The following is a 21608-nucleotide window of genomic DNA, read 5'->3' as shown; positions in this document are numbered from 1 at the left end:
CCTCATCCCCTTCCGGTCGGCAGGCCGGCACCGCCGGGGCCCGGAGGGCCGAGGCCGGCTCCGCGCGCGGCGGCCGCGAGCCGTTCCTTCTGTGCCAGGTGCGCCAGGTACAGATCCGCGCCCCGGTGTCCCGCGGGCAGGTCACTGACGGTCAGGATCTTCATCCCGATGCTGAGCGAGGCCCGGATCGGGTTGAGGTTCACGTCGAACGCCGACTCATTGACGGACAGTTCGGTGAGCCGTACCGGCATCACCCGCTTGCTCCCCCAGGTGAACAGCGTCAACGGCATTTCGATCGGACTGATCTCGATGCTGCCCTGCTGCGTCAGTCTGGTGGCGGCGCGCAACTGCGCGGTGGTCGGCTGCACCAGCATCTCCAGCACGGCGAGCTGCGGATGGATCCCGTCCGGCGCGGCGATCTCCAGCTGGTCGGTGGCGTCGATCTCGGCGGTGAACTTCCACGTCTCCTGCGCGGGGCCCTTCAGCCGGAGAGCCTCGTTCCGGTCCCCGCTGCCGGTCCCCCCGCCACCGGCGTCCCCGCTGTCCCCGGCGGACTGGGGCGAGATGCCGCGTTCCAGGGTGTCGGGGTTGAACTGGAGGACGATGACGCGTCGGGGAGTGCCGTGGTCAGGGTCCATGACGACCAGGCCGGAGCGGACGGGTCTGGGGATGTCGGGGTAGCGGGTCATGGAACAATTCCTTCCTGACGCATGTACCCCGCGAACGCGGTCGCCTGGGCGCGAATAACCGGATTCACTTCACTTTCGCTCATCGATTCGACTTCCGGGAGGAGCCGGGGCCACAACGCATGCGCTGCCGCCCACAGACCGGCCTCACGTACCTGCTCATCACCAGAGTGCATTGCCTCGATGATTTTCGCCAGAAAGCGTGGCTCTTCATCGGCGGGGGCCGCAACACCGAGACGCACCAGGGATTCCCTCTTCCGTTCGACAGAATCGGCACGGTCGACGTCGGCAAGAACCTCTTCGCCGCTCGGTGGCTCGAAATAGTCTGTCAGCATCTGCGTCAATTCGGCAACCTGCGCCTCCGCCGGCCCGGAAGCGAAGACGAACTGGATGCCGAACGGGTATTCCTTTCCGTAGTGCAGGTAGTAATCATCGACCACCCGCCACGTGACCTCGCGCGAAAGACCGATTTCCACTGATGCGACCACGTCTCGCACCTTTTCAGCGTTCATGAGAGACGCCGCCTCGGCCACATCGGTCTCGTCGAGTCCAGCAGAGAGGATGACGCGGCGGCCGCGATGGGCACCCCATTGCATGACAGTATTTCTCCTCACGTGCAGGGTCACGGGGTCCACAGCCCGGGAACCCGGTCCAGGACCTGCGGATCGTGCTCCATTATCTCGCGGATGATCTCCTGCATCCTCTCGAGCATGTCCTCATAGCCATCAAAGGTGACATGCACATCATCCGGAGTCATCCGTGCGATCCACAGCGTCGTCCTGTCGAGCAACTGCCTTCCGGTCTCCGCGGACGGCTTTGTCTCGGCCTCGGAGGGAATGCGCTGCTGTTGCTTCTCGGCCCACTTCACCTCTTTCTTGTGCACATATTTGAGCGCACTTACAGTAGGCTCCTTCAACACTTTCCGCACAACCTTGTCATCAAGATTTTCCGTATTGACCTCTCCTCCTGGGGCCACGATGTGTGCTGCTGCACGCAGGTCACGGGCCAGTGCCACATTCTTGTTCTGCGTCATCAAACCTTTACTGAGAATTTCGTCCAGCCGGACTCGCGCCTGGCTTTGGGAGTCGGCACGCTTCGCCCAGCCAATCTCTGCCTGACCCATCACCTTCATGAACGGCTCACGCCGGGACTCCACGACGGTACGCAAGAACGCGAATTCCAGCATCAATTGCATGTCCTGACCCGTGTCCGCCGCCGCTGCGAAATCTCCACGCTGAATGGCATCGACACCCTGGATGAACTTCTTGTAATCCTTGATCTTCTTGGCGGTCAGCCTCATGTCCTGGTAACGCCCCGAGCCGCTCTTGGAGAAGAGGAAGCCACCGGGATCGCTCTTGAATCCTCTGTTCCACCGCAGCACAAGATCGACGCTGGGTACCTGCACATCGACCCGCCCGCCCTTGTGGGCCTTCGCCGCGGCCATGGCCTGATCGATGACAGGGAACTGCCTGAGGAGAGGTTCCTGGACGAGATGGGCGGTGAAGGTGCTGGTCCCTTCCTTCGGTTCCAGCTTCTCCGATGCAGCAGGGAGCGCCTTCTCGGACTGTTTCCGGGCGAATTCCTGAGCCTTCTGCACCAGCTGGAACTGCTTGGCGAGCTTGTGTTTTTCGCTTCCCTCCGTCTCTGGATTCAGGCGCGCCTTGACGACCTCGCTGTCCCCACCCTCGACAGTGTGCGAGGTCAATCGATACCAGGACCGCAGCGCCGCGAGCACAGCCCGGAGCACGAACGACCCGGTCCCCTTGCGGAGCTTGGCATCGACCCGTGGCTTCGTCTTCGCGACGATCTTGCGGAGCCGGTCCTCCTTCGTGTACGTCGACTGTTCTTCCTTCTTCCGCCGGTCTTTCCTGTCGCGCCTCTCCTTTCCCTCTTCCGACCCCTTTTTCTTCGGCCTTCCCTCCGCATCCCGCTTCGCCCGCTTCGAGCCCCGACCATCCTTCCGATTCTTTTCAGGATCGTTCCGGGTTTTCTTGCCGTCCTTGCGGTCCTTTTCAGTGCCCTTGCCGTCCGCGCGGTCTTCCGGTTTCCTGCCGGCCCCTCTCCCGTCAGCCTTGGGCTCTGCCGTGTCGGCCTCGTGCTTCGGGCGGTTGGGATGCCGCTCCCCGGGTTTCGGCTTGCCCGGACCCCGGTCCGGTGCCTTGTCGTCGGCGCGCACGGGCTTGGGTTCGGGCTCGGTCCCCGGCTTCGGACGGGGCTCCGGCTCGGGCTTCGGCCTGGCGGTCGGGGTGGGCGTGGTGTCCGGCTTCTCGGTGGCAGCCTTCGGGCGGCCGTTGCTGTCCTTGGCCGTCGGCCCGGGGGCGGTGGGCCTGTTGGGTCTGCCGTCCTTGGTCCGGGGCGCCTTCGGATCCGCGACCCGTGGTGTCTTGCCGTCCGAGTCGGGCTTGCGGCCGGTGGGCTCCGCGTCCTCGGGCTTCTTCCGGCCCCGGCCCTCCGTGTCCCCCGTACCCCCGCGCCCCCGGCCCCCCGGCTTGCCGGACTTGGCGAGTCCGGCCGCGACGCCCCGCAGGCGGCGGCCCACCTTGGCGACGTACTTGCCGATCTGGCTGAGGAGGGCCTGGTAGAGGACCTCCAGGAGGGCGACCACGCCCGCGGCGACGGCCTTGGCGAAGAGGATGCCGGCGCCGCCCGTGCGGACGGCCTTGAGCCAGCCGAGGACCGCGTCGAGGGAGCTGAGAATGGCGCTGAGGGCGCCCCACGCGGTGCGGATCGCGTCGATGACCGCCATCACCCAGCCGGCGCCGGGGATGAGCTTCGCGACCACCTTGGTGATCACCAACTCGCCGATGATCAGCGGGAGTTGCGGGACGACCGCGTCCCAGGCCTCCTTGACGATCCGGGCGAGGGAGAAGCCGCCCCTGATCAGCCTGTCGATGATCGCCTTCGGGACGCCGATGATCTCCTGGATCTTCTCCTGGAACCAGGTCTTGACGGCCGTGGACACCTCTCGGAAGAGGTGGTTCTTCGCGCCGTCCACCGCGGAGTTCTTCGCGCCGCCGAGCCAGCCGCCCGGATCGGAGAGGAAGTCGACCGCGATCAGCATCCAGGCACCCAGCGCGTTCAGGAGCTTCGAGGCGAGGTCGAGCACCGACTTCACCGCCGCGACGACCGCCTTCACCGCCGCCTGGAGTGCCTTCTTCAGGATGTCCAGGAGGCCGCTGAGGAACGTGCCGATGGCGTCGAGGAGGTCGGAGACGGCCTGCTTCAGCGCCTGGGCGAGGCGGTTGACCAAAGCGATCGCCGCCGAGATCAGGTGGGTGATGAACGTCCGGATCCGCGCGGCGAGTTCGATCACCGCCCGCACCATCGCCACCGCGAACTCGATCAAGTCCTTGATGAGGTTCTTGATCGCGTCGACGATGTTCTTGCGCGCCTCGTTGATCCAGCGCTCGACCGTGTCCTTGAAGTTCCTGATGAAGCCGACGACCGCGTCGCGGGCCGCCCGGATGACCCGGACGATCGCGTTCTTGATCTCGATGACCTTCTGCTTGATCCACTCGAAGGCCTTGCTGACCCAGTTGCCGGAGTCCTTGACGGCGCCGTCGCGCTTCTGGTCCGCCTCGCGTCCGGCCTTGTCGCTCTCGTCCTGGATCTTCTTGTCGCTGTCCTTCTTCTCGTTGTCGACGTCGTCGTCGGTCTTCCTCTCCTTGTCCTCGACGTCCTTGCGGACCTTGTCGTGCCGCTCGCTCTTCTTGTCGCCGAGGGACTTGAGCCGCTCGTCCTGCTCCTTGCGCCAGTCCTCCCGCTGGGCGGTGACCTCGCCCATGGCCTTCTCGCGCTCCCCGGCCTGCGCCCTGGTACCGGCCGCGATCTCGGCGTCGACCTTCTGCCGATGCCGGTCCTGCGCGTCACGGACGTCGCGGTCCTTGGTCTGCCGGCCCTCGGACATGCCCTTCGCACCATCGGTGAACGCCGCCCGGAACTGCGGGCCCCGCTCGTGCTCCGCGACCTCGGAGGCCGCCTCCGGGGGCACGGCGCCGTTCGCCCCGCCGCTGTCGGCCGCCGCGCCCTGACCGCCCCGGGCGCCGGGCACCTTCGCGGTCATCGTCTCCCGGGGCGCGTCCGGGTAGACCTGGTCCTCGCCCATCCGCCGGCCCGCGTCGTCCCGGGCGGTGCCGATCGTCTCCTGGCCCTTGGCGTCGACATGGCCGTCCTGCTCGCCGGCCGACTGCTCCGCCGCGCCCTTCATGCCGACGCCCGGCGCGTCGCCCGCCCGGGCCTGTTCGAGGGCGTCGTCCTTCGTCGGCAGCCCCGCGAACTTCGCGGCCAGCGCCTGCGGATCCACCACCGGCCTGTCGGCGCCGAACAGGCTCGCGACACCGTTCACGATCTTGGCGCCGATGAAGCCGAGGGCCATCTTGAAGGTGTCCCAGCCCCCGGGCTCCTCGGCCTTCTCCGCCTCGATCCGGCCCTCGGGCTTCCTTGCGCCGGTGACCTCGGCGTCCTTCTGTTCCGGCGCCTGGGCTTCCTGGGGCTTGTCCTCGGAGTACTGCGCCGGGGCGTCCGTCCGCGGCTCGCCCCGCAGCGTCTGCGGCGCGCCGGCCGGGCGCTGCATCGAGGGGGGCGCGGCGGCCAGGGCCTTGTGCTCGTCGCCGACGGAGCGGTCCACCGCGCCACCGACACCGCCCATGGCCTGGAGCGCCTTGTGCGGCTTGAGTTTCGAAGCCGTCGCCAGGCCCGCCTCCGGGGACACCCCGGAGAGGTCGGGTACCGGCGCGCTGTCCTTCTTGCCCCTGGGCCGGGCCGGGGCGGCACCCGCACCGCCCCGGGAGGCTGCCCCGCCGGCCGCCTTGGGCGCCGGTGCCGGGCGCGGCGCGGACTCCGGCTCGGCGGGCGACTCCGTGGCCGTCCTCGCGGGCCCCGGGGCGGGCTTCGCGGCGGCGGGCGCGGACCGCGGCTCCGGCGCCGCTGTCGCCGTGCCGGATCTCGGTGTCGTACCGGTCTCGCCGGCGGGGGCCTCGCCCGCCGCCGGCGCAGGCGGCACGGGGACTGACGGCGCGCCCGGGGCCGTGGGCCCGGCCGGGGCGGCGGAGGCGTCCGGCACGGATTCCGGGGTCCCGGCGCCCCGCGCGCCCGCTGTCTGCCCTCCGGCGGTCCCGGCCGGACCGGCCCCCGCGCCCGCCTCGTCGGCCTCGGCGTCCTTCTGCGCCGACTGGCCGCCGGTCGCCTTCTGGGACTCCTTCTCCTGTCCGCCGGCACCCTTGTCCCCCGCGGCGGCGGTGCCCTTCTCGGCCTTCGCGGCCGCCTCCCCCGCCGCGCCGCCGCCCTCGGTGGCCCCTTCGGCCCGGCCCGGCGCCTGCTGCACCGCGGTCTGCGCGGCGACCGGGCCCGCCTTGGGGTCGTCTCCGCTCTTGGGGTCCCGGGTACCGGGGGCGGGCGGGGCCGCGGCGGCCCGTTCCACCGCGGGGTCGTCCGGACCTCCCTCGGTCTCCGGCGCGGACGGTCCGGGTCCGTCCGCCGGGCCGGTCCCGGCCGGTTCCTCCTCGGGTCCGGCCGCAGCGTCCTCCGCGTCCTCCGCGTCACGCTCGGCCTGTACCTGTTCCGCCCTGGTCGGTGGTGGGGCGGGGAAGGCCGGGACCGACGGGGTCGCGGACGTGCCGGGGTCGAGCGTGTCCGCCGTCGGTACGGCGGACACGTCGAGGTCCTGAGCCGGCAGGAAGTCCTCGGGCCGGAGTGTGACGTCCCAGGCGCTCCGCTCCCCGCCCCCGACGTCGACCTCCGACTCGCTGCCGGAGGCGAGGGGCTCGTCCTCGGTCGTCTCCCCGGAACCGTCGAGGTCCTGGTTGCGCCTGCCCTCGAGCGTACTGAACGGTCCCGGGAGCTGAATGGCCGTGCCCGCAGCCGTCGGGGAGCCGGTGGGCTCCTGCCGCCCTCCTCCGTCCTGCTGCCGCGGCTGCTGTCCGGTGACGGCGGCCTCGGCCGCACCCGGACGGTTCCTCGCCGCGGACTCCTCCTCGCTCGCGGCGTGGGTCCGCGTCTGCTCGGTCCCCTCCCGGCCCTCGGCGCCCGCCTTCCCGCTCCGCTCGCGCTCCGCCGCCGGCGCCGGCTCCGTGTCACTTCGCCGTCCGCCGTCCGGTGCCGCCCCGGAAGTGGTGGTCGGCGCGGCCTGTGGCTGCCGGCCGGGGGCCGTCGCCGTACCCTCCGGTGCCGGGTCCCGCGCCGGGCCCGGTGGCCCCGGCGGCTTCTCCCGCGTTGCGTGCGGGGCGCCGCCGCCCCGCGGCGTACTCGCGTGCTCGGGCGTACCGCCGTTCTGCGGGGTACTGCCGGCCGCGCCCTGGTCGACGGCCCGTTCCTTCTCCGGTCCCGGCGCGATCTCCAGCCGTTCCGCCTCGGCCCGCCGTTGTCCGCGGGTCCGCAGTGCCTTCTCCCGCTCGGTGCGCAGCTGTTCGGCCGTGTCCGGCTCGGCCTCGGGCGCGTCGGGCACGTCGGTCCCGAGGTCCTGGGCGTGGTCGTCGTACGCCCCGGCCTCCTCGACGAGGTCGAGCAGCCGGTCGTGCTCCGGGGCCAGCAGCCGGTTCTCCAGGCGGACCAGGACACCGTCCAGCAACTCCTCGGGCAGTCGCGCGAGTTGTTTGCGGGTCCGCCGGGACAGGTCCTCCGGGTCACCTCGCAGGGACCGTACGACCGAGTTGGCGAGCCGGTCGAGGAGGGTCGCCGGGTCCATCGCCTCCGCGCGGCCGCGGTCGGCGTCCACGGTGGCGTAGCGCAGCCAGCCGGGTGTGGGCCGGTTCTCGGTGATCTGCGGTGCGGATTCCCCGGTTGGGGGGCGGACGAGGTCCTGGGCGGCGGACTCGGCCTCGCGTTCGATGGACTGCTGGGGGAGACTGACCGTGCCGGACTCGCGCCCCGCCCGTAAGGCGCCCAGGCCGTGCGGGTTCTGGACGGAGTGCAGCAGTTCGTGGGCGAGCAGGCGGCGGCCCTCGTCGGTGCCGGGCCGGAAGGCGCCCGAGCGGAAGAGGATGTCCTGGCCGACGGCCACCGCGTCGGCGCCGAGCAGTTCGGTGAGACGGTCGGCGTCACGGTCGGTGTGCAGGCGGACGCGGCTCAGGTCGTGGCCGAGCCGCTCCTCCAACTCCCTTCGTACGCCCGGGTCGAGGGGCTGTCCGGCGCCGCTGACGATGTTCTTCGGTTCGGGCGTGCGGGACGCGGCGGCGCGTTCCCTGCGTCTGCGGCGGCGCTGTTCGGCCGTCTGCCGGTCGTCCGCGTCCTGGGTCCGGGGGGTCATGGGGTCACCTCCCCGTGGCCGCTGAGCCCTTCGTGGACCGCGCGGGCCAGCTCCTGGCCGAGGCGGCGGGCCGACAGTCCGGCGCGCAGCGGGGGCAGGCCGGTGAGCGCCGCCACGGTCACGGCGCCGTTCGCCGCGAGCGGCACGCCGTGCTGCCGTACGAGACGGGCGAGTTCGCTCTCGAACGCGGCCGAGACGCGGGCCGGGTCGGCGTGGAAGCCGTCCAGGACCAGTTCGCCGATCTCCACGCGGATGGCCGAGGGCCGCCGGTTCACACCCATCCGCGCACCTCCGCGGGGGTCAGTGAGCGCTCCAGCTTGAGGTATTCGGTGCGGGCCGCGGCGAGCATGTGCCGCATCTGCAACCGGTCGCCCTCCTCCGCGGCGAGGAACGCGCCGGACAGGGCGATGTTGCGGATGGAGCCGCCTGCGACGGTGAGCCGGGCCAGCAGATCCGGGGCGATGTCCTTCAACGGGGCCTGTGGCGGCAGCACGCGGCGCCAGATCTCGGCGCGTTCGTGCTCGCCGGGGAAGGGGAAGTCGACCACGAAGCGGATACGGCGCAGGAAGGCAGAATCGAGGGCCTGCTTCATGTTGGTGGTGAGGATGGCGAGGCCCCGGTAGGACTCCATCCGTGTCAGCAGATAGCTGACCTCCAGGTTGGCGTACCGGTCGTGGCTGTCCTTGACCTCGCTGCGCTTGCCGAACAGGGCGTCGGCCTCGTCGAACAGCAGCAGGGCGCCGCCGCGGTCGGCGGCGTCGAAGACGCGGCGCAGGTTCTTCTCGGTCTCGCCGATGTACTTGCTGACCACCTGGGAGAGGTCCACGACGAACAGGTCCAGGCCGAGTTCGTTGGCCATGACCTCGGCGGCGAGTGTCTTGCCCGTGCCGGAACCGCCCGCGAACAGCGCGGTGACGCCGAGCCCCCGGCGCAGTGTCGCGGCGAATCCCCATTCCTGGTGGACGGTGGGCCGCTGCCGCACGTGTGCGACGATCTCGCGGAGCACGGCGGTCTGGCGGTCGTGCAGCACGAGGTCGTGCCAGCCGGCCCGGGGCGCCGTCCGGCGGCCCAGCTCGTCCATGCCCGCGCGGGCCTCCTCCAGCCCGGCCCGCCAGGCGAGTTCGGCGGCGCCCGTCGCGTCCTCGTGGCCCAGTCGGCGCTCCACCGCGGCCGCGGTGGAGCGGACCACGTGCGGGGGCAGCTCGAACTGGGCGACCAGGGAGCGCAGTTCGCCGTCGCTCAGGACCGCCACGTCCGTGAAGGCGTCGGCCCACAGGGCGAGTTGTTCGTCGTCGTCCAGGCGCGGCACGGCCACGCGGGTGCCGTGCGGGCGTCCGGAGGGCAGCGGGTCCTGGCTGGAGACGACGACGGGTACGGCGGCCCCGGCGAGGAAGGCCTCGGTGGCCGCGCGTTGATCGCGGTCCAGGTCGCCGGCCTCCACCAGCAGGGCGGCGGGCAGCAGGACGGCCTCGCGCTGCCACAGCCGGGCCAGCCGGTCGCGCTCGACGGGGTCGGCCGGCAGGTCCTCGGCGCTCATCGCGTACAGCGCCAGTCCGCAGCGGGCGGCCGCCGTGGCCGCGAGTTCGGCGCGGCTGCGCGGGTCGCCGCCGGTCACCTCGGCCACGGGCGGCGCGTCGGAGCCTCGGCCGTCCTCCCGCCAGCCCTCGGCGAGCCGGCTGGCGGCCAGATCGTACGACGGCGGGAGCGTGCTCGGTGGGGTGGTGCGGCGGAGTCTGCCGTGCAGTCCGGCGTCGAGGTAGGGGGAGCCGAGCAGGAAGTGCAGGACGCGCTCGTCCAGCCGGAGCCGGGAGACGGTCAGCCGGGTCTCGTCCTCCAGTTCCACGATCCGCCAGCGGCGCAGGGGAGCCACGGGGGTGAGGGCGCTCCAGTGCGGTTCGGCGAGGGCGGCCAGGGCGAGGGAGAAGGTGGGGTACGCGCGCCGTGGGTCCCCCGCGGCCGCGGCGCACCGGGCGGCGGCGGTGGGGTCGAGTTCGTCGGCGGCGGTGAGCAGGACCAGGTCGCGTTCGAAGGGGGTGAGTCCGAAGAGGGCGACGAGGGCGTCGAGCGGGGTGACGGGGGCGGGCGAGGGTGCGGGGGCCGTGCCGGGGGCGTCCTGCTCCTCGGTGCGGCCCTGGCCGGTGCGGGCGGCGTGGGCGTCGACGCGGGCCAGGACGCGCCTGATCCCGGTGGTCAGCGCGGAAGTGCCGTCGGTCGTGGACTCGTCGTTCCCCATGTGCTCACCTGCCCTCGTCGGGTCGTTCGCGCCGGATCAGTCGTGGTCGGTGTGGTCGGTGCCGTCCGCGTCGCGGTGTGTCCTCCGCGCGGTCGGACGCGCCGCCTTCGCCGCCCTGAGGGCGCCCTTGCGGGCGCGCGCGGGCGACTTGGCGGGGGTTTTCGCGGGAGCCTTGGCGGGGGCCTTCGCCGGGCTCGTGATCACGGCCTCGGCCGCCTTCGCCGGCGCGGTTCCCTTCGCGCCGGTGCGGTCCGCGTTCGCCGGCGCGGTGTCCCTCGCTCCCGCCCGGGCGTCCTCCCCGGAGGGACCGCCCGTCCCCGTCCCCGGCGGCGGTGGCGCCCCCGGCGCGCCGAACGGCAGCACCCGTACCTCCGGCCGCTCCACCGGCCTGCCCGGCACCGGGGTCTCCCGGCCGTCGATGAGGATCAGGGACGCCTGGTAGACGACGGAGAGGGCGTAGGGGGTCTGGTAGAGCATCCCCCACAGCTTCGACGTCTCGTCGATGTCCATCACGTTCGGTGTGAACCGCACCCGCTGGGCCGTCTCCGCGAGGTCGCTGCCCGCCAAGTAGGGTTTCTCCCCCGCGAGTTCGATGATGTCCTTGGGCAGCACCGGGACCTCGTGCAGGGTGCGCACCACCGAGCCGAGCAGCCGCTGCCCGACGAGTTCGGTCTCGTCTCCGTACGCGCTGATCACGTAGTGGAGGTCCAGCGCCGCCCGGGCCCGGCGCGTCAGCGTGCCGTCGGGGGCGCGGGTGGGCAGGTCGTCGTTGCGCCGCGAGGGGTCGGGGGCGACCTGGTAGAGGAAGACGGAGATGGTGGGTTCGGCCGGCGGCTCGGCGGGCGGCTTGCGCGGCTCGACCTTGACGGCCATGTCGATCTCCGGCCGGAGATGGGACTCGATCAGCAGGGCGAGGGCCTGGCTGACATGGGCGATGGCGAGTGCGTTGCTCATGGCGTCAGTTCCCCGTTCCCTGTCTCCAGCTGCCGTCTCGTACCCGGCCGTTCACCGGCATCCCCACCCGCTCACCGGCACCGTTCGTGCTCACTCGCGCTCCCTGGCCAGGTAGTCGGCCAGGCTGAGGGTCGCGCCCGGCCGTCCGGCGGGGCGGGTGCCCGGCCGGGAACCGGTGCCGGCGGGCGGCTGGGCGGCCGTCACCTCCAGCCGGCCGATCTGCACCCGCACCACCTGCTCGGGCGCCCGGCCGGCGCGGCGCCCGGCGGATTGCCGTACCGCCGTGCGGGCCGCCGCGGTGTCCTCGGCGCTGGGGCGCGCCGCCCTGGGCACGACGGTGGGGGCGGCCTCCGCGCCCACGGGGGCGGGCTCTGTCGCCGCGATACGGTCCGCACCCGCCTCCGGGGCCGGTCGCCCGGTGCCGCGCGCAGTGGTGCGGGGCACCGGGTACGGTCCGGCCGTCAGGGGTGCGGCAGGGCGCAGCAGCCGCGGCTCGGACGGGACGGCCGGAGGTGTCTTGCCCGACTCCGGCCCCGTCGGGGCCGGTTCGGTGCGCACGACGGTCCGTTCGCGTTCCGTGCGGTGGTGAATCTCGGTGGCGGGCCGGGGGCCGTCCCGCTCGGGCGTGGTCCCGGGGGTGGTGACCGGCCCCTTGGTGCCGGCGGGGTCCGGCTCCGGGGTGCGGGGCCGGACGGCCTCGACGCGTTCGAACGGGCCGGGCAGCCTCGGCCGTACCCGGACGGCGTCCGGTGCGGTGGTGGTGTGCCGGGCGATGAGCCGGTCGAGGAAGTCGGGCGCCCGGGAGGGCCCGGTCACGGAGGGGTCAGGCATCCGCACACAGCTCCAGGTAGTAGCGGCGGCGCAGCGGGCTCAGCGCCAGGATCTCCGGTTCGCTCCAGCCGTAGGCGGTGGCGAGCAGATGGACGTCGAGGAGCGTGTCCCGCGCCCAGGCGTCGAGTTCGGTCCACAGGTAGGACGCGATGTCGAGCTCGGCGCGGGTGGCGGTGCCGCACTCGGGGCAGCCGATGTGGAGCGTCACGTCGGCGCCGGGGTCGGCGGCCTCGACGGCCTCGGCGATCCGCCGCTGTACCGGCGCCGGGAGCGAGCCGGCGGTGCGGGGTGTCCCGTCGTGGGCCGCCGAGACCAGGCAGCGGTCGAGCAGCGTGGTGCGCGGGTCGGCGGTGCGGGCCGCGGCCGCGAGGTCGGCCGCGGCGGGCAGCCGGAAGGCGATGTCCCAGCCGTCCTCCGTCAGCCGCACGACCGGCCGCGCGGGCCGGTCGAGAGTCCGGGCGAACTCCCCCGCGTCCAGGTCGAACTCCATGTCCGTGCCGCACGCGCGGCAGTCCAGCCGCACCTGCATCCGCTCCCCGAACAGGGCGCGGCGCAGGGCGAGCAGGTCGCCCTCGCGTTCGCCGAGCGGTACGGCGGGCAGCGCCCTGGAGTCGAGGTCCGGGCGCGCCGTGCCGTGCAGCAGCAGGGCGCGCCCGGCGGGCGCCTCGGCGAGGCCCGCCTCCCAGGTGGCCAGCAGCGCGGCCGGCCCGGTGTCCGCCATCTGTCCCCCCGGTTCCTCTCGCCTCACCGCGCGTCGTGTCAGGCCGGGTTGAGGAAGGAGGGCTCCTCGGGCTCGGGCACCTCGTAGTCCCGTTCCCAGCCCTCGCACTCGAGCTTCAGCGACTGGATGGCCACCGCGTTGGCGTTGGCGTCGAGTTCGCCGAGGACCTGGTACTCGCTGGGCCAGGTCCGGTACAGCTTGTGCGAGACGGCCACCTGGCCGGCCTCGTTGAGGACCTGGATGACGATGTCCTTGCGGAAGTCGGCGAGGGAGACCTCCGCACCGAGTCCCGCGCCGACCTGCCAGACCTTGTTGGCCCAGCGGTCGAACTCGGGGTCGTGGGTGACGCCGCGCTCCAGGGTGATGCCGTCGAACTCGGAGCGTCCCGGCGACTTGCGCGGGGAGCTGGGGTCTCCGCCGTGACGGTGCTTGACGACCTCGGTGGTGCGCTTGAGCGGACTGATCTTGCTGATGCCGGCGACCGTACGACCGTCCCACAGGACCAGGAACTTGAAGTTCTTGTAGGGGTCGAAACGATGGGCGTTGACGGTGAACTCTGCCATCGGATTCCTTCGGCTCTCCGGAATTCCCGCGGGACTACAGCTCGAACTGGCCGGACGTCTGCTGGATCCGCACGATCACGAACTCGGCGGGACGGACCGGTGCGATGCCGACCAGGACGTTCACGACGCCGTTCGCGACGTCCTCGTCGGTGGTGGTGTCGCCGTCGCACTTGACGAAGTAGGCCTCGCGCGGGGTACTGCCCTTGAAGGCGCCCTGCCGGAAGAGGGTGTGCAGGTACGAGGAGGCGGCGAGCCGGATCTGCTGCCACAGGTTCTCGTCGTTCGGTTCGAACACCGCCCATTGCAGGCCGCGTTGGAGGCTCTCCTCGACATGCAGGGCGAGCCGCCGTACGGGCACGTGTTTCCACTCGCCGTCCAGCGCGTCCGTGCCTTCCAGGGTCCGGGCGCCCCAGACCGTCGGTCCGGTCAGCGGGAACGTGCGCAGGCAGTTGACGCCGAGCGGGTTGAGCAGCCCGGTCTCCCGGTCGGTGAGGCCGACGGTGAGGGAGTGCACGCCGGCCAGCCGTGCCCCGGTGCCGGCCGGCGCCTTCCACACGCCGCGCTCGGCGTCGGTGCGCGCGATGACGCCGGCGACGGCGCCGGAGGGCGGGAAGGCGCGCAGCCGTCCGGTGAGCGGGTCGGTGAGCTGGAGGTGAGGGAAGTACAGGCCGGCGTGGCTGCCGCGGACCGTGTCGAAGGCGGCGACTCCGGCGCGTGCCGCGTCGGCGCTGACCCAGGCGGAGGGGGCGTCGACGAGCAGGAAGATCCGCCGCTCCTCGCACAGCCGCTGGGCGGCCGAGATCACGGTGAGGGCGTCCTCCGTCTTCTCGTACGCGGCGAGTTCGGGCAGCACGAGGAGGTTGACGTCGGCCACCTGGCGCAGCGCCTGGATGCCGGTCCTGGCGGCCTCGGAGCCGATCAGGTCGCGGGGGCCGGGTGCCGCGCCGTCCTCGCCGCCGGCCAGCGGGAAGACCGGCGGGTTGACGGAGGCCTCCAGGCCGAGGTCGTTGGCGCACTCGCCGACGAAGCGGACGACGTCCTCGGGGTCGGTGGAGCCGGCGACGACCTGGAGGCGGCGGCCGAAGACGGTGACCTGGGCGCCCGCGAAGGCGTGCTTGCCGGGGGCGTCGGGCAGGGCGCGCAGCTTGCGTTCGAGCAGCGGCGCCAGCTCGGCGACGGAGCACGGCGCCTCACCGTCGCTGTCGGGGTCGTAGAGGGTGAACTCGCGCTCCACCTCGCCGATCTTGACGGTCAGGTCGACGGCGAGGTCGGGCAGCCGGTGGCCGAACGGCTTGGAGACGGTGCCGGACGGGTCGGGGCGGCCCTCGCCGACCGCGTCGACGCGGATCAGCCGGGAGCCGGCGTTGACGACGGTGGGGGCGTAGCGGGCGCCGGCCGGGTCCATGGACAGACCGGTGAAGCTCTCGCGGGCCGCGCCCCGGGCGTCGTGGACGCGCAGGTCGAAGGTGTCGTCGGGGTGGGGGGTGTCGTGGTCGACGGCCAGGCGCAGGCCGTTGCCCCACACGCCGGGCTCCTTGGCGTGCACCTCCAGGACGTCGCTGTCGCTGTGTCCCTCGGTGGACTTCAGGGTGACGCGGGCGGCCCTTCCGCTGCACGCCCTGGTGACCCGGACGACGACGGCGACGGTGCCGCCGTTGCCGAAGAACTGGTGGACCGCGTAGCCGACCGCGCTGTGCGCGCTGAGACCGCCGAAGCGGCGCTCGAACTCCGCGAAGCTGGTGACGCGCACCGGCTCGTCGAGCGGGCCGCGCCGGGTGTGCCCGACGAAAGCGGTCACCGACGTGGTCAGGGTCGAAATGGTGCGGGTGCTGCTGGGAAGCTCCTCGACGTACACGCCGGGATACGTCGGCTTGGCGGCGCTCACCGAGCTCATCGGCTTTTCCCCTCCTGCCCCTGCCTCGGGCACCGGACAATGGCACCAAGAGGCAGGCGGCAAAGAGACAGGTTCCGTTCCGGCGTGGCAGACGGCCTCACGCGACCGATCGGTCAGCGCCGGACGTGCGCACGCATTCGAATTCCCCCGCCGATTCCCGGTCGGCGGTCGGCCGGCCGGGGCCAAGCAACGCTTGTTGCTCCTGATGCTCGTAGACGAATCAACCTTGATGGAAAGTCAGTTGGGGCAACAAGGTGCGTTCCGGCCACCCCGGACGAAAGTTTCGTGAAGGCGAATACCTGGCATTCCCGCATCGCACCCGCGTGTCACCGACAACAGATTCAAAGGATCTTCACAGGCAATACCGTCGGAATATGAAGATCCTATTCCGACGCACTCCGGACCGCGCACGGAGGAATACAGAATTCTGCCGCGCGTACATTCCGGGCTGGCGGGTTCCCATGTTTACAGGAACGCGGAGACTGCCCCGCCAGTGCCCCCGTTCCCAGGAAGGCGTGGGTGTCTCCGGTCCCCGGCGGTTCAGGAAGGCAGTGATCCGGTCAACGCGGCCTCGACCGCTTCACCGGTCAGGTCGATCAGCACGGCTTCCAGCGGCATGTCCGGGGGGAGGTGCGCATACGCTTCGGCACCGCAGAAGAAACCGGCGGCCCCGAGGAGACAGGGGGCCGCGCGACGCGACGGGAGAACCGTCATGGCACTTCAACGGATGGACAACGTCGGCATCGTGGTCGAAGACCTGGACGCCGCCGTGGCCTTTTTCGCCGAACTGGGTATGGAGGTCGAAGGCAAGGCACACATCGAGGGCCTCTTCGCGGACCAGGCCGTCGGACTCGACGGAGTCCGCAGCGACATCGCGATGATGCGGACCCCGGACGGTCACGGCAGGCTGGAACTCGCGCAGTACCGCACCCCCGCGGCGATCGGCGACGGACGGCACCACCCGCCGCCGAACACGGTGGGCCTGCACCGCGTCATGTTCGCCGTCGACGACATCGACGACACCATCGCCCGCCTGCGCGCCCACGGAGCCGAGCTGATCGGCGAGGTGGCGCGGTACGAGGACATCTACCGCCTCTGCTACCTCCGCGGGCCCTCAGGCATCATCCTCGCCCTGGCCGAACAGATCAGGTGACGGCTGCCCGGTACCGTGGTGCCCTAGAGTCGCCGCATGCGACGACGGACGGGACTGGCGATGGCCGGGGTGGTGGCACTGGCCTGGGGCGAGTGGGTGAACTGGCGCTGGTCCCGTGCCCTCGTGGGGAACAGGCCGGGCGCCTCCGAAGCCGTGGTCGTGCTGGGCTACCGGAACCCGCGATCGACGGCGAACTTCATCAACCGATGGCGAGTCCGTGCTGGAATCCGCTCCCTGGACGCTGACGGCACGCGCGACGTCCGCGTGGTCTTCAGCGGTGGCGCGACCGGCAACGGGGCCACGGAGGCCCAGGTGATGGCTGACTACGCGCGGTCCGTGCTGGAGTTCGACGGCACACTGCTCCTTGAGGAGCAGAGCACGACGACATGGGAGAACATCGCGAACGTGGTCCCGCTCCTGGAGGATGTCGACCGCATCAAGATCGTCTCCCAGCCGGCTCACGCGCTCAAGGCCCGTGCGTATCTGCGGCGGCAGCGCCCCGATCTCGCCGAGCGGCTCGTGCGAGCGGATGACTACCGCCCTGGTGAGTGGCCGGCCGGCAAACCACTGCTGGCTCTGTACGGGCTGTGGACACTCCGCGGCCTCAAGGCCGATGAACGGAAGGTCTCACACCCGCGCACGTGAGCGAAAAGGCCTCCCGGACCCGGCGTCGTGTGCCGGGCCCGGAGCCGTGATCGGTCCCTCGGCGAGCGATCAGCGGTTTCACGTGCGGCGGGTCTCTTCAGCCGCTCCTCTCCGCCCCTCTCCGCCCCTCTTCGCCCATCGGCCAGCCCCGGGGCCCGGCGTCGTACTTCCGAGAGCCACAGGCCCTCACCGCCGTGCGTCACGGACTCGTCGCCCGCCTCGGAGGATGGGCGGGTCCGCGTCGTCCTCCCAGCCGCGCTCCGGACAGCTCTCAGAAGGGCTGGGCGGCGCGCAGGAGGCTCTGCGGAAGGTAGGGGGACTCGACGCGGATGGCCCATCCCCGTCGGCGGGCGTGGCAGGCCAGGGCGAGGATGTCGAGGTTGACGGAGGCGTCCGGATCGTCGGCGCGGTCGGCGACCTGGTAGTAGTCGCGGTGGCTTTCGAGTGCGTCGGCCAGGGCCAGGTTGAAGCTCTCCTCGTCACCCTCCACGAGCTGCGAGAGCAGCACGGCCGGCGGCATCGCGAAACCCCAGTCCTCGGCCTTCTCCGCCTGCTCCAGCGCCCGCTGCGCGGCCGCCTCGGGGTCGGTGCCCTTCAGATAGGCGTGGAGGGCTTCGCGGTACGCGCTGAAGGCGGAGTCGTCGGGGCGGGCGAAAGCGGGGCCGGTGAGGACCAGCGGGGCGAGATCCTCGCGCGCGCCGGTGATCAGGGCCAGGGCGGTGGCCGTCTGCCAGGTGCCGGCGCCGGCTTCCTGACCCCGCTCGGCCGGGTAGCGCAGCGTGCGGCCGCCGATGAGCACCTCGGCCTCGGTGCCCGGTTCCGCGAGCGCGACGCGGAAGAGGGCCGCCCCCAGCTGAGAGGCCAGCCGCAGGGTCCGGAACTGGGCGTCCGTGGCGCCGTCGGGGCTTCCCGCACGCCACTTGAAGAGGCGTACCTGATCGTCCATGACACTGCCGAGCCGCCAGAGGGCGAGGGGTTCGCCATCGGGGGCGGTGAACGCCTCTCGGAGGTGTTCCTCGTACAGGGCCTCGATCTGCGGGTCCAGCGTCCCCTCGCGGCCGGGCCGCTGGACCACCAGCGGGCCCGCCGCGAGGGCCGCCACCGCGTCCGGCCGCCGGCCGCGGCCGAAGCCCGCGACCCGCGGGCCCCGGGTCTCGAAGCCGGTGATCAGCGCGTGCGGGAGGTAGTCGGAGCGGACGGCGGGCGTCCAGCCGAGAGTCCGGTACGCGAGCGCGGCCAGGGTGATGGGGACGAGGGGCAGAAGGGAGCGAGCGGAGGCCGTCGGGCCGTGCTGGGTGCTGTGCCCGGCCAAGAGGCCGGCCAGCGTGGCGTCGAAGGCCTTCCGGTCCTCGGCCACCAGGGCGCGCAGCGTGCGCAGCGCCCCCGAATCCGGGTGGTCCAGGAACGGTTCGCCGGTCGCCCGGGCATGGACGGCGATGCGCTCCAGGGCGGCGTCGAGGGCGGAGAGCTTGGCCCGCGCGCTCGGTGGGTACTCCTCGTCGTCGCCGGTGTCGTCCAGGACCACGGCCGTCAGTCCGGTGGCGAGCTCGCCGGCGGGAGTTCCCTGCGCGCGCCCGACGAACTTCTGCCGGGCGAAGTGGAACGCCTCGCCGTGCCACTTCGCCTTGTCGTTCAGGACCGCCAGGCACAGCGCGTCGATCCACTCCCCCGGCGTGACGCTCTCCGCGGGCGCGTCCTCCCCGGGGTCGTAGCTCATGCCGAAGTTCACGTAGTCCAGGAAGACCTGGAAACCGCAGTGCGGGTGGTACGCGGCGTAGCGGACGGCTCCCGCCGCGGCTTCGGAGGCGTCCTTGAGGACGGCCTTGGCCTCCGGGGTGCCGAGGTCCGGTGTCTCCACCGACAGAGCGCCCAGGTAGGCGAGGAACTCGTCGGCGATCGACTGCCATTCGTAGGTGGCCATGCGGCCTGCCCGCGACATGGACCGCACCTGTCCCCCGATCCGGTCCGTGAAGTCCTCGCGTGCCGCCGACACGGCGGCCGCGCCTACCTGGTGACGCTCTATCTGCACTGCCTGCTCCTTGATCACATCTTGGGAGAGCAGCCTAGGCGCCGGGTCCGACAAGAGAGCGGGAGGGCTGGTGCGGGACAACTGTTGTCCGGTGACGGTCTTCCGGCGGTTCGTCGGCCCGGGACTGGCTCAGAGCCCATGAGGGCGTCCACGACGGTTCCGGCGACACGGCCGGCTCGTTCCGGCGGTGAGGGCGGCGTCGGGGGCTCCCGCGGCCGGTGGACGCCTCGTGGCGGTGTCGTGGGCTCACCGCGGGGCAGCGCCCGGTCACGCGGCCGACGCCAAAAGTGCCCGGGCGCCGTGACGGTGGTCAGGCGCACGGGCCCGATGTCACGCTTGCACCTGGTGGGCCAACGCGCCACAGCAAGACCCCTCCGTCCCACGGCCCACGGAAGGCCACCGCCCGCCGTCATCGGGCCGGCCGGCGGCACGCCGTGAGACAGGACCGGGCGGGCCGTACGGGCGCCGCCCCTCTCACAGAACTCCCACAGAAGCGGAGAACCGCAATGCCCTTCACACCCGCCCTCGACTTCGTGTTCGAGATCCGCGCCGAGGTGTCCGACCTCCTGCACATCGGCCACGGAGACGGAGAGACCACCGAGTTCATCCCCATCACCGGGGGAAGCGTGGATGGGCCCCGGCTGCGGGGTGAGGTCCTGCCCGGCGGCGGCGACTGGAGCAGCAGGCGAGGGGAGGTGCGCCGGTTGGAGGCCCGCTATCTGCTGAAGGCGGAGGACGGCGCCGTGATCGATGTCGTCAACCGCGGCTACTACCGGCCGGATGCCGACACCGCGGACCAGTTCGACGGGGACCTGCACGTGGCCGAGGCCGGCCACTACTTCCGCACCTCGCCGGTCTTCCGCACGGACGCCGCCGCGCACCGCTGGCTCGCGGAGACGGTGTTCGTCGGACTCGCCCGCCCGGACGGCGACCACGCCGTGATCATCCGCGTGTACGCGCTCGGCTGACGCCCCGTGGCCCGCGTACACGCGCTCGACCGACGGTCCGCCATGGCACGTTCGCACGCGCTGGGCCGGCGGCCCCGCCGTGGCCGGCGTGGCCGGCCGCGCGGGCCAGGGCGGAGTCGCGCCGAACCGCCCGCTAGGACAGGGACCGCCACGTGCGGACGAGAACCTGGCGGAACACGTCGACCTCCTCGGCGCTCAGGTCAGCGACCATGCGCTCCTCCAGCCTGCGGGCCGGCTCCGCGTACTCGGCCAGCAACTGCCGTCCCCCGTCGGCGAGCAGGATCAGGCGTTCGCGGCGGTTGGCGGGGTTGGGCTCCCGGCGGATCAGACCGTGGCGTTCCAGGGCACGGACCATGTCGGCCATGGACTGGGCGGTGACGAAGGAGTCGCGGGCGAGTTGCGCGGCGGAGATGCCGTCGTGCCGCTGCAGCACGGTCAGGGCAGTGTACTGCAACGCCGTGATCCCGGCGGGCTTGAGCAGTTCCTCCAGGCGGGCGCGCACCGCCAGTTCCGTTCTCTTGATCAGGTAGAGCAGTGAGGTGCTCATGCCCGCCCTCCCGTGTCGAGGGTCCGCGCGGGTCGGTTCATGTCGTTCCCTTCGCTGTGCGCCGCGGAGCCGGCGTCGGACTCGCCGGCTCCACCCTAGGGCATTGACAGGAATCCTGTTGATTCCCCAGACTGGCATTCGTCAGGATTCCTGTCGATCCCGGCTCGGGCCGGCGCACTCGGTATCGGTATTCGTCCTTCCCACCCCGTACGAGAGGCACCTCTCATGGACCTTCAGGGCAAAGTCGCCGTCGTCACCGGCAGCGGACGCGGTCTCGGACTGGCCTACGCGCAGGCCCTGGCCGCGGCGGGCGCCGCCGTGGTCGTCAACGACACCGACCAGGCCGTCGTGGACGCGGCCGTCGCCTCGATCACCTCGGCGGGCGGCAGGGCGACCGGCGTCGTCGCCGCGGTCGGCGACAGCGAGACGGCCCAGCGGCTGGTCGACACGGCGGTGCAGCGGTTCGGGAGCCTCGACGTGCTGGTCAGCAACGCCGGCATCCTGCGCGACCGGGTGCTGTGGAAGATGACCGACGACGACTTCGACGCCGTGATCCGCGTCCACCTGCGCGGCACGTTCACCTGCGCCCGGGCCGCCGCCGTCCGCATGCGGGAACAGGGCACCGGTGGCCGGCTGATCCTGATCTCCTCGCCCGCCGGACAGCGCGGCAACTTCGGGCAGACCAACTACGCCGCGGCCAAGGCCGGCATCGTCGCCATGGCCCGCACCTGGGCGATGGAGCTGGGCCGCGCCGGCATCACGGTCAACGCCGTCATCCCGGTCGCCGCCACCGAGATGACCAAGACCATCCCGGCCTTCGCCCCGCTCATCGAGGAGTCCGAGCGCACCGGCCGGCCGCTGCCCGACTGGCTGCGCAAGGACGAGGGTCTCGGCACCGTCGAGGACGTCGCCGGTCTGATCACCTTCCTGGCCTCGGACGTCTCCAAGGACGTGACCGGGCAGGCCATCGGTGTCGGCGGCGACCGGCTGGCCCTGTGGGCCCACCCCAAGGAGAAGGCCGTCGCCTTCGCCGACGGCGGCTGGAACGCGGACGCCATCGCCGCCGCGTGGGCGGACGGTGTCGGCGCCGAGCCCGAGACCTACGGCATCCCCGCACCGCAGGCACCGGAGGCGTGAGATG

Annotated in this window: 17 protein-coding genes; 4 read left to right on the top strand and 13 right to left on the bottom strand. The window is 71.9% G+C overall.

The window, feature by feature from the left end:
- Positions 1–2: 2 nt before the first annotated feature.
- The 11 genes from AB0E62_RS21735 to AB0E62_RS21685 all read right to left on the bottom strand — a co-directional run bounded on the left by AB0E62_RS21735 (position 3) and on the right by AB0E62_RS21685 (position 15839).
- Positions 3–689, bottom strand: a complete 687-nt coding sequence (locus tag AB0E62_RS21735; RefSeq protein WP_362196017.1) for a hypothetical protein — start codon at positions 687–689, stop codon at positions 3–5.
- A complete protein-coding gene (locus AB0E62_RS21730) occupies positions 686–1312 on the bottom strand; it encodes a hypothetical protein (protein WP_362196014.1) in 627 nt (208 codons plus the stop codon). The genes AB0E62_RS21735 and AB0E62_RS21730 overlap by 4 nt, the downstream gene beginning before the upstream one ends.
- Positions 1309–7929: a DUF4157 domain-containing protein gene (locus AB0E62_RS21725; RefSeq protein WP_362196011.1), complete on the bottom strand. Its 6621-nt coding sequence runs from the start codon at positions 7927–7929 to the stop codon at positions 1309–1311. Before AB0E62_RS21725 ends, AB0E62_RS21730 begins: the two co-directional genes overlap by 4 nt.
- Entirely contained in the window at positions 7926–8210 is a 285-nt protein-coding gene (locus AB0E62_RS21720) for a hypothetical protein (RefSeq protein WP_362196008.1), read from the bottom strand. Before AB0E62_RS21720 ends, AB0E62_RS21725 begins: the two co-directional genes overlap by 4 nt.
- Entirely contained in the window at positions 8201–10162 is a 1962-nt protein-coding gene (locus AB0E62_RS21715) for an ATP-binding protein (protein WP_362196005.1), read from the bottom strand. Before AB0E62_RS21715 ends, AB0E62_RS21720 begins: the two co-directional genes overlap by 10 nt.
- Positions 10163–10198: 36 nt before the next feature.
- Positions 10199–11116 (bottom strand): DUF4255 domain-containing protein, encoded by a 918-nt coding sequence (locus AB0E62_RS21710; RefSeq protein ID WP_362196002.1) that lies wholly within the window; start codon positions 11114–11116, stop codon positions 10199–10201.
- A gap of 90 nt (positions 11117–11206) precedes the next feature.
- Entirely contained in the window at positions 11207–11947 is a 741-nt protein-coding gene (locus AB0E62_RS21705; RefSeq protein WP_362195999.1) for a hypothetical protein, read from the bottom strand.
- Positions 11940–12668: a hypothetical protein gene (locus tag AB0E62_RS21700; protein ID WP_362195996.1), complete on the bottom strand. Its 729-nt coding sequence runs from the start codon at positions 12666–12668 to the stop codon at positions 11940–11942. The genes AB0E62_RS21705 and AB0E62_RS21700 overlap by 8 nt, the downstream gene beginning before the upstream one ends.
- A gap of 38 nt (positions 12669–12706) precedes the next feature.
- Entirely contained in the window at positions 12707–13231 is a 525-nt protein-coding gene (locus tag AB0E62_RS21695; protein WP_070029421.1) for a phage tail protein, read from the bottom strand.
- Between the two features lie 34 nt (positions 13232–13265).
- Positions 13266–15125, bottom strand: coding sequence for a phage tail sheath subtilisin-like domain-containing protein (locus AB0E62_RS21690; RefSeq protein WP_362195993.1), 1860 nt, complete (start codon positions 15123–15125; stop codon positions 13266–13268).
- 540 nt (positions 15126–15665) lie between these two features.
- The gene (locus tag AB0E62_RS21685; RefSeq protein ID WP_362195990.1) at positions 15666–15839 is read right to left on the bottom strand and encodes a hypothetical protein; all 174 of its coding nucleotides are present in this window, start codon (positions 15837–15839) and stop codon (positions 15666–15668) included.
- Here AB0E62_RS21685 and AB0E62_RS21680 point away from each other — a divergent pair.
- The gene (locus tag AB0E62_RS21680) at positions 15838–16278 is read left to right on the top strand and encodes a VOC family protein (RefSeq protein WP_362195987.1); all 441 of its coding nucleotides are present in this window, start codon (positions 15838–15840) and stop codon (positions 16276–16278) included. The genes AB0E62_RS21685 and AB0E62_RS21680 overlap by 2 nt on opposite strands.
- A gap of 36 nt (positions 16279–16314) precedes the next feature.
- Entirely contained in the window at positions 16315–16923 is a 609-nt protein-coding gene (locus tag AB0E62_RS21675) for a YdcF family protein (RefSeq protein WP_362195984.1), read from the top strand.
- 271 nt (positions 16924–17194) lie between these two features.
- On the opposite strand, the gene AB0E62_RS21670 is transcribed toward AB0E62_RS21675, so the two are convergent.
- On the bottom strand, positions 17195–18952 hold the full coding sequence (locus AB0E62_RS21670; RefSeq protein ID WP_362195981.1) for an immunity 49 family protein: 1758 nt from the start codon (positions 18950–18952) through the stop codon (positions 17195–17197).
- A 506-nt stretch (positions 18953–19458) separates the two neighbouring features.
- Between AB0E62_RS21670 and AB0E62_RS21665 the strand changes: the two genes are divergently transcribed.
- The gene (locus AB0E62_RS21665) at positions 19459–19920 is read left to right on the top strand and encodes a DUF3237 domain-containing protein (RefSeq protein WP_362195978.1); all 462 of its coding nucleotides are present in this window, start codon (positions 19459–19461) and stop codon (positions 19918–19920) included.
- A 133-nt stretch (positions 19921–20053) separates the two neighbouring features.
- Here the strand turns inward: AB0E62_RS21665 and AB0E62_RS21660 are convergent, their stop codons facing one another.
- Positions 20054–20467, bottom strand: a complete 414-nt coding sequence (locus AB0E62_RS21660; protein WP_362195975.1) for a MarR family transcriptional regulator — start codon at positions 20465–20467, stop codon at positions 20054–20056.
- A 225-nt stretch (positions 20468–20692) separates the two neighbouring features.
- Here AB0E62_RS21660 and AB0E62_RS21655 point away from each other — a divergent pair, with 225 nt between their 5' ends.
- Positions 20693–21604, top strand: a complete 912-nt coding sequence (locus AB0E62_RS21655) for an SDR family NAD(P)-dependent oxidoreductase (RefSeq protein WP_362195972.1) — start codon at positions 20693–20695, stop codon at positions 21602–21604.
- Positions 21605–21608 lie beyond the last annotated feature (4 nt).

This window comes from Streptomyces sp. NPDC038707 (assembly GCF_040636485.1).
In the GTDB taxonomy this organism is placed as follows: Bacteria; Actinomycetota; Actinomycetes; order Streptomycetales; family Streptomycetaceae; genus Streptomyces.
Note: the sequence above shows the minus strand (reverse complement) of the source record. Positions and strands in the feature narration are given on the sequence as shown.

What these genes read in the sequence shown, in the direction of transcription:
- AB0E62_RS21735 (WP_362196017.1), bottom strand. Translation starts at nt 689, where the DNA reads ATGACCCGCTACCCCGACATCCCCAGACCCGTCCGCTCCGGCCTGGTC.
- AB0E62_RS21725 (WP_362196011.1), bottom strand. Translation starts at nt 7,929, where the DNA reads ATGACCCCCCGGACCCAGGACGCGGACGACCGGCAGACGGCCGAACAG.
- AB0E62_RS21720 (WP_362196008.1), bottom strand. Translation starts at nt 8,210, where the DNA reads ATGGGTGTGAACCGGCGGCCCTCGGCCATCCGCGTGGAGATCGGCGAA.
- AB0E62_RS21715 (WP_362196005.1), bottom strand. Translation starts at nt 10,162, where the DNA reads ATGGGGAACGACGAGTCCACGACCGACGGCACTTCCGCGCTGACCACC.
- AB0E62_RS21710 (WP_362196002.1), bottom strand. Translation starts at nt 11,116, where the DNA reads ATGAGCAACGCACTCGCCATCGCCCATGTCAGCCAGGCCCTCGCCCTG.
- AB0E62_RS21705 (WP_362195999.1), bottom strand. Translation starts at nt 11,947, where the DNA reads ATGCCTGACCCCTCCGTGACCGGGCCCTCCCGGGCGCCCGACTTCCTC.
- AB0E62_RS21700 (WP_362195996.1), bottom strand. Translation starts at nt 12,668, where the DNA reads ATGGCGGACACCGGGCCGGCCGCGCTGCTGGCCACCTGGGAGGCGGGC.
- AB0E62_RS21695 (WP_070029421.1), bottom strand. Translation starts at nt 13,231, where the DNA reads ATGGCAGAGTTCACCGTCAACGCCCATCGTTTCGACCCCTACAAGAAC.
- AB0E62_RS21690 (WP_362195993.1), bottom strand. Translation starts at nt 15,125, where the DNA reads ATGAGCTCGGTGAGCGCCGCCAAGCCGACGTATCCCGGCGTGTACGTC.
- AB0E62_RS21680 (WP_362195987.1), top strand. Translation starts at nt 15,838, where the DNA reads ATGGCACTTCAACGGATGGACAACGTCGGCATCGTGGTCGAAGACCTG.
- AB0E62_RS21685 (WP_362195990.1), bottom strand. Translation starts at nt 15,839, where the DNA reads ATGACGGTTCTCCCGTCGCGTCGCGCGGCCCCCTGTCTCCTCGGGGCC.
- AB0E62_RS21675 (WP_362195984.1), top strand. Translation starts at nt 16,315, where the DNA reads ATGCGACGACGGACGGGACTGGCGATGGCCGGGGTGGTGGCACTGGCC.
- AB0E62_RS21665 (WP_362195978.1), top strand. Translation starts at nt 19,459, where the DNA reads ATGCCCTTCACACCCGCCCTCGACTTCGTGTTCGAGATCCGCGCCGAG.
- AB0E62_RS21660 (WP_362195975.1), bottom strand. Translation starts at nt 20,467, where the DNA reads ATGAGCACCTCACTGCTCTACCTGATCAAGAGAACGGAACTGGCGGTG.
- AB0E62_RS21655 (WP_362195972.1), top strand. Translation starts at nt 20,693, where the DNA reads ATGGACCTTCAGGGCAAAGTCGCCGTCGTCACCGGCAGCGGACGCGGT.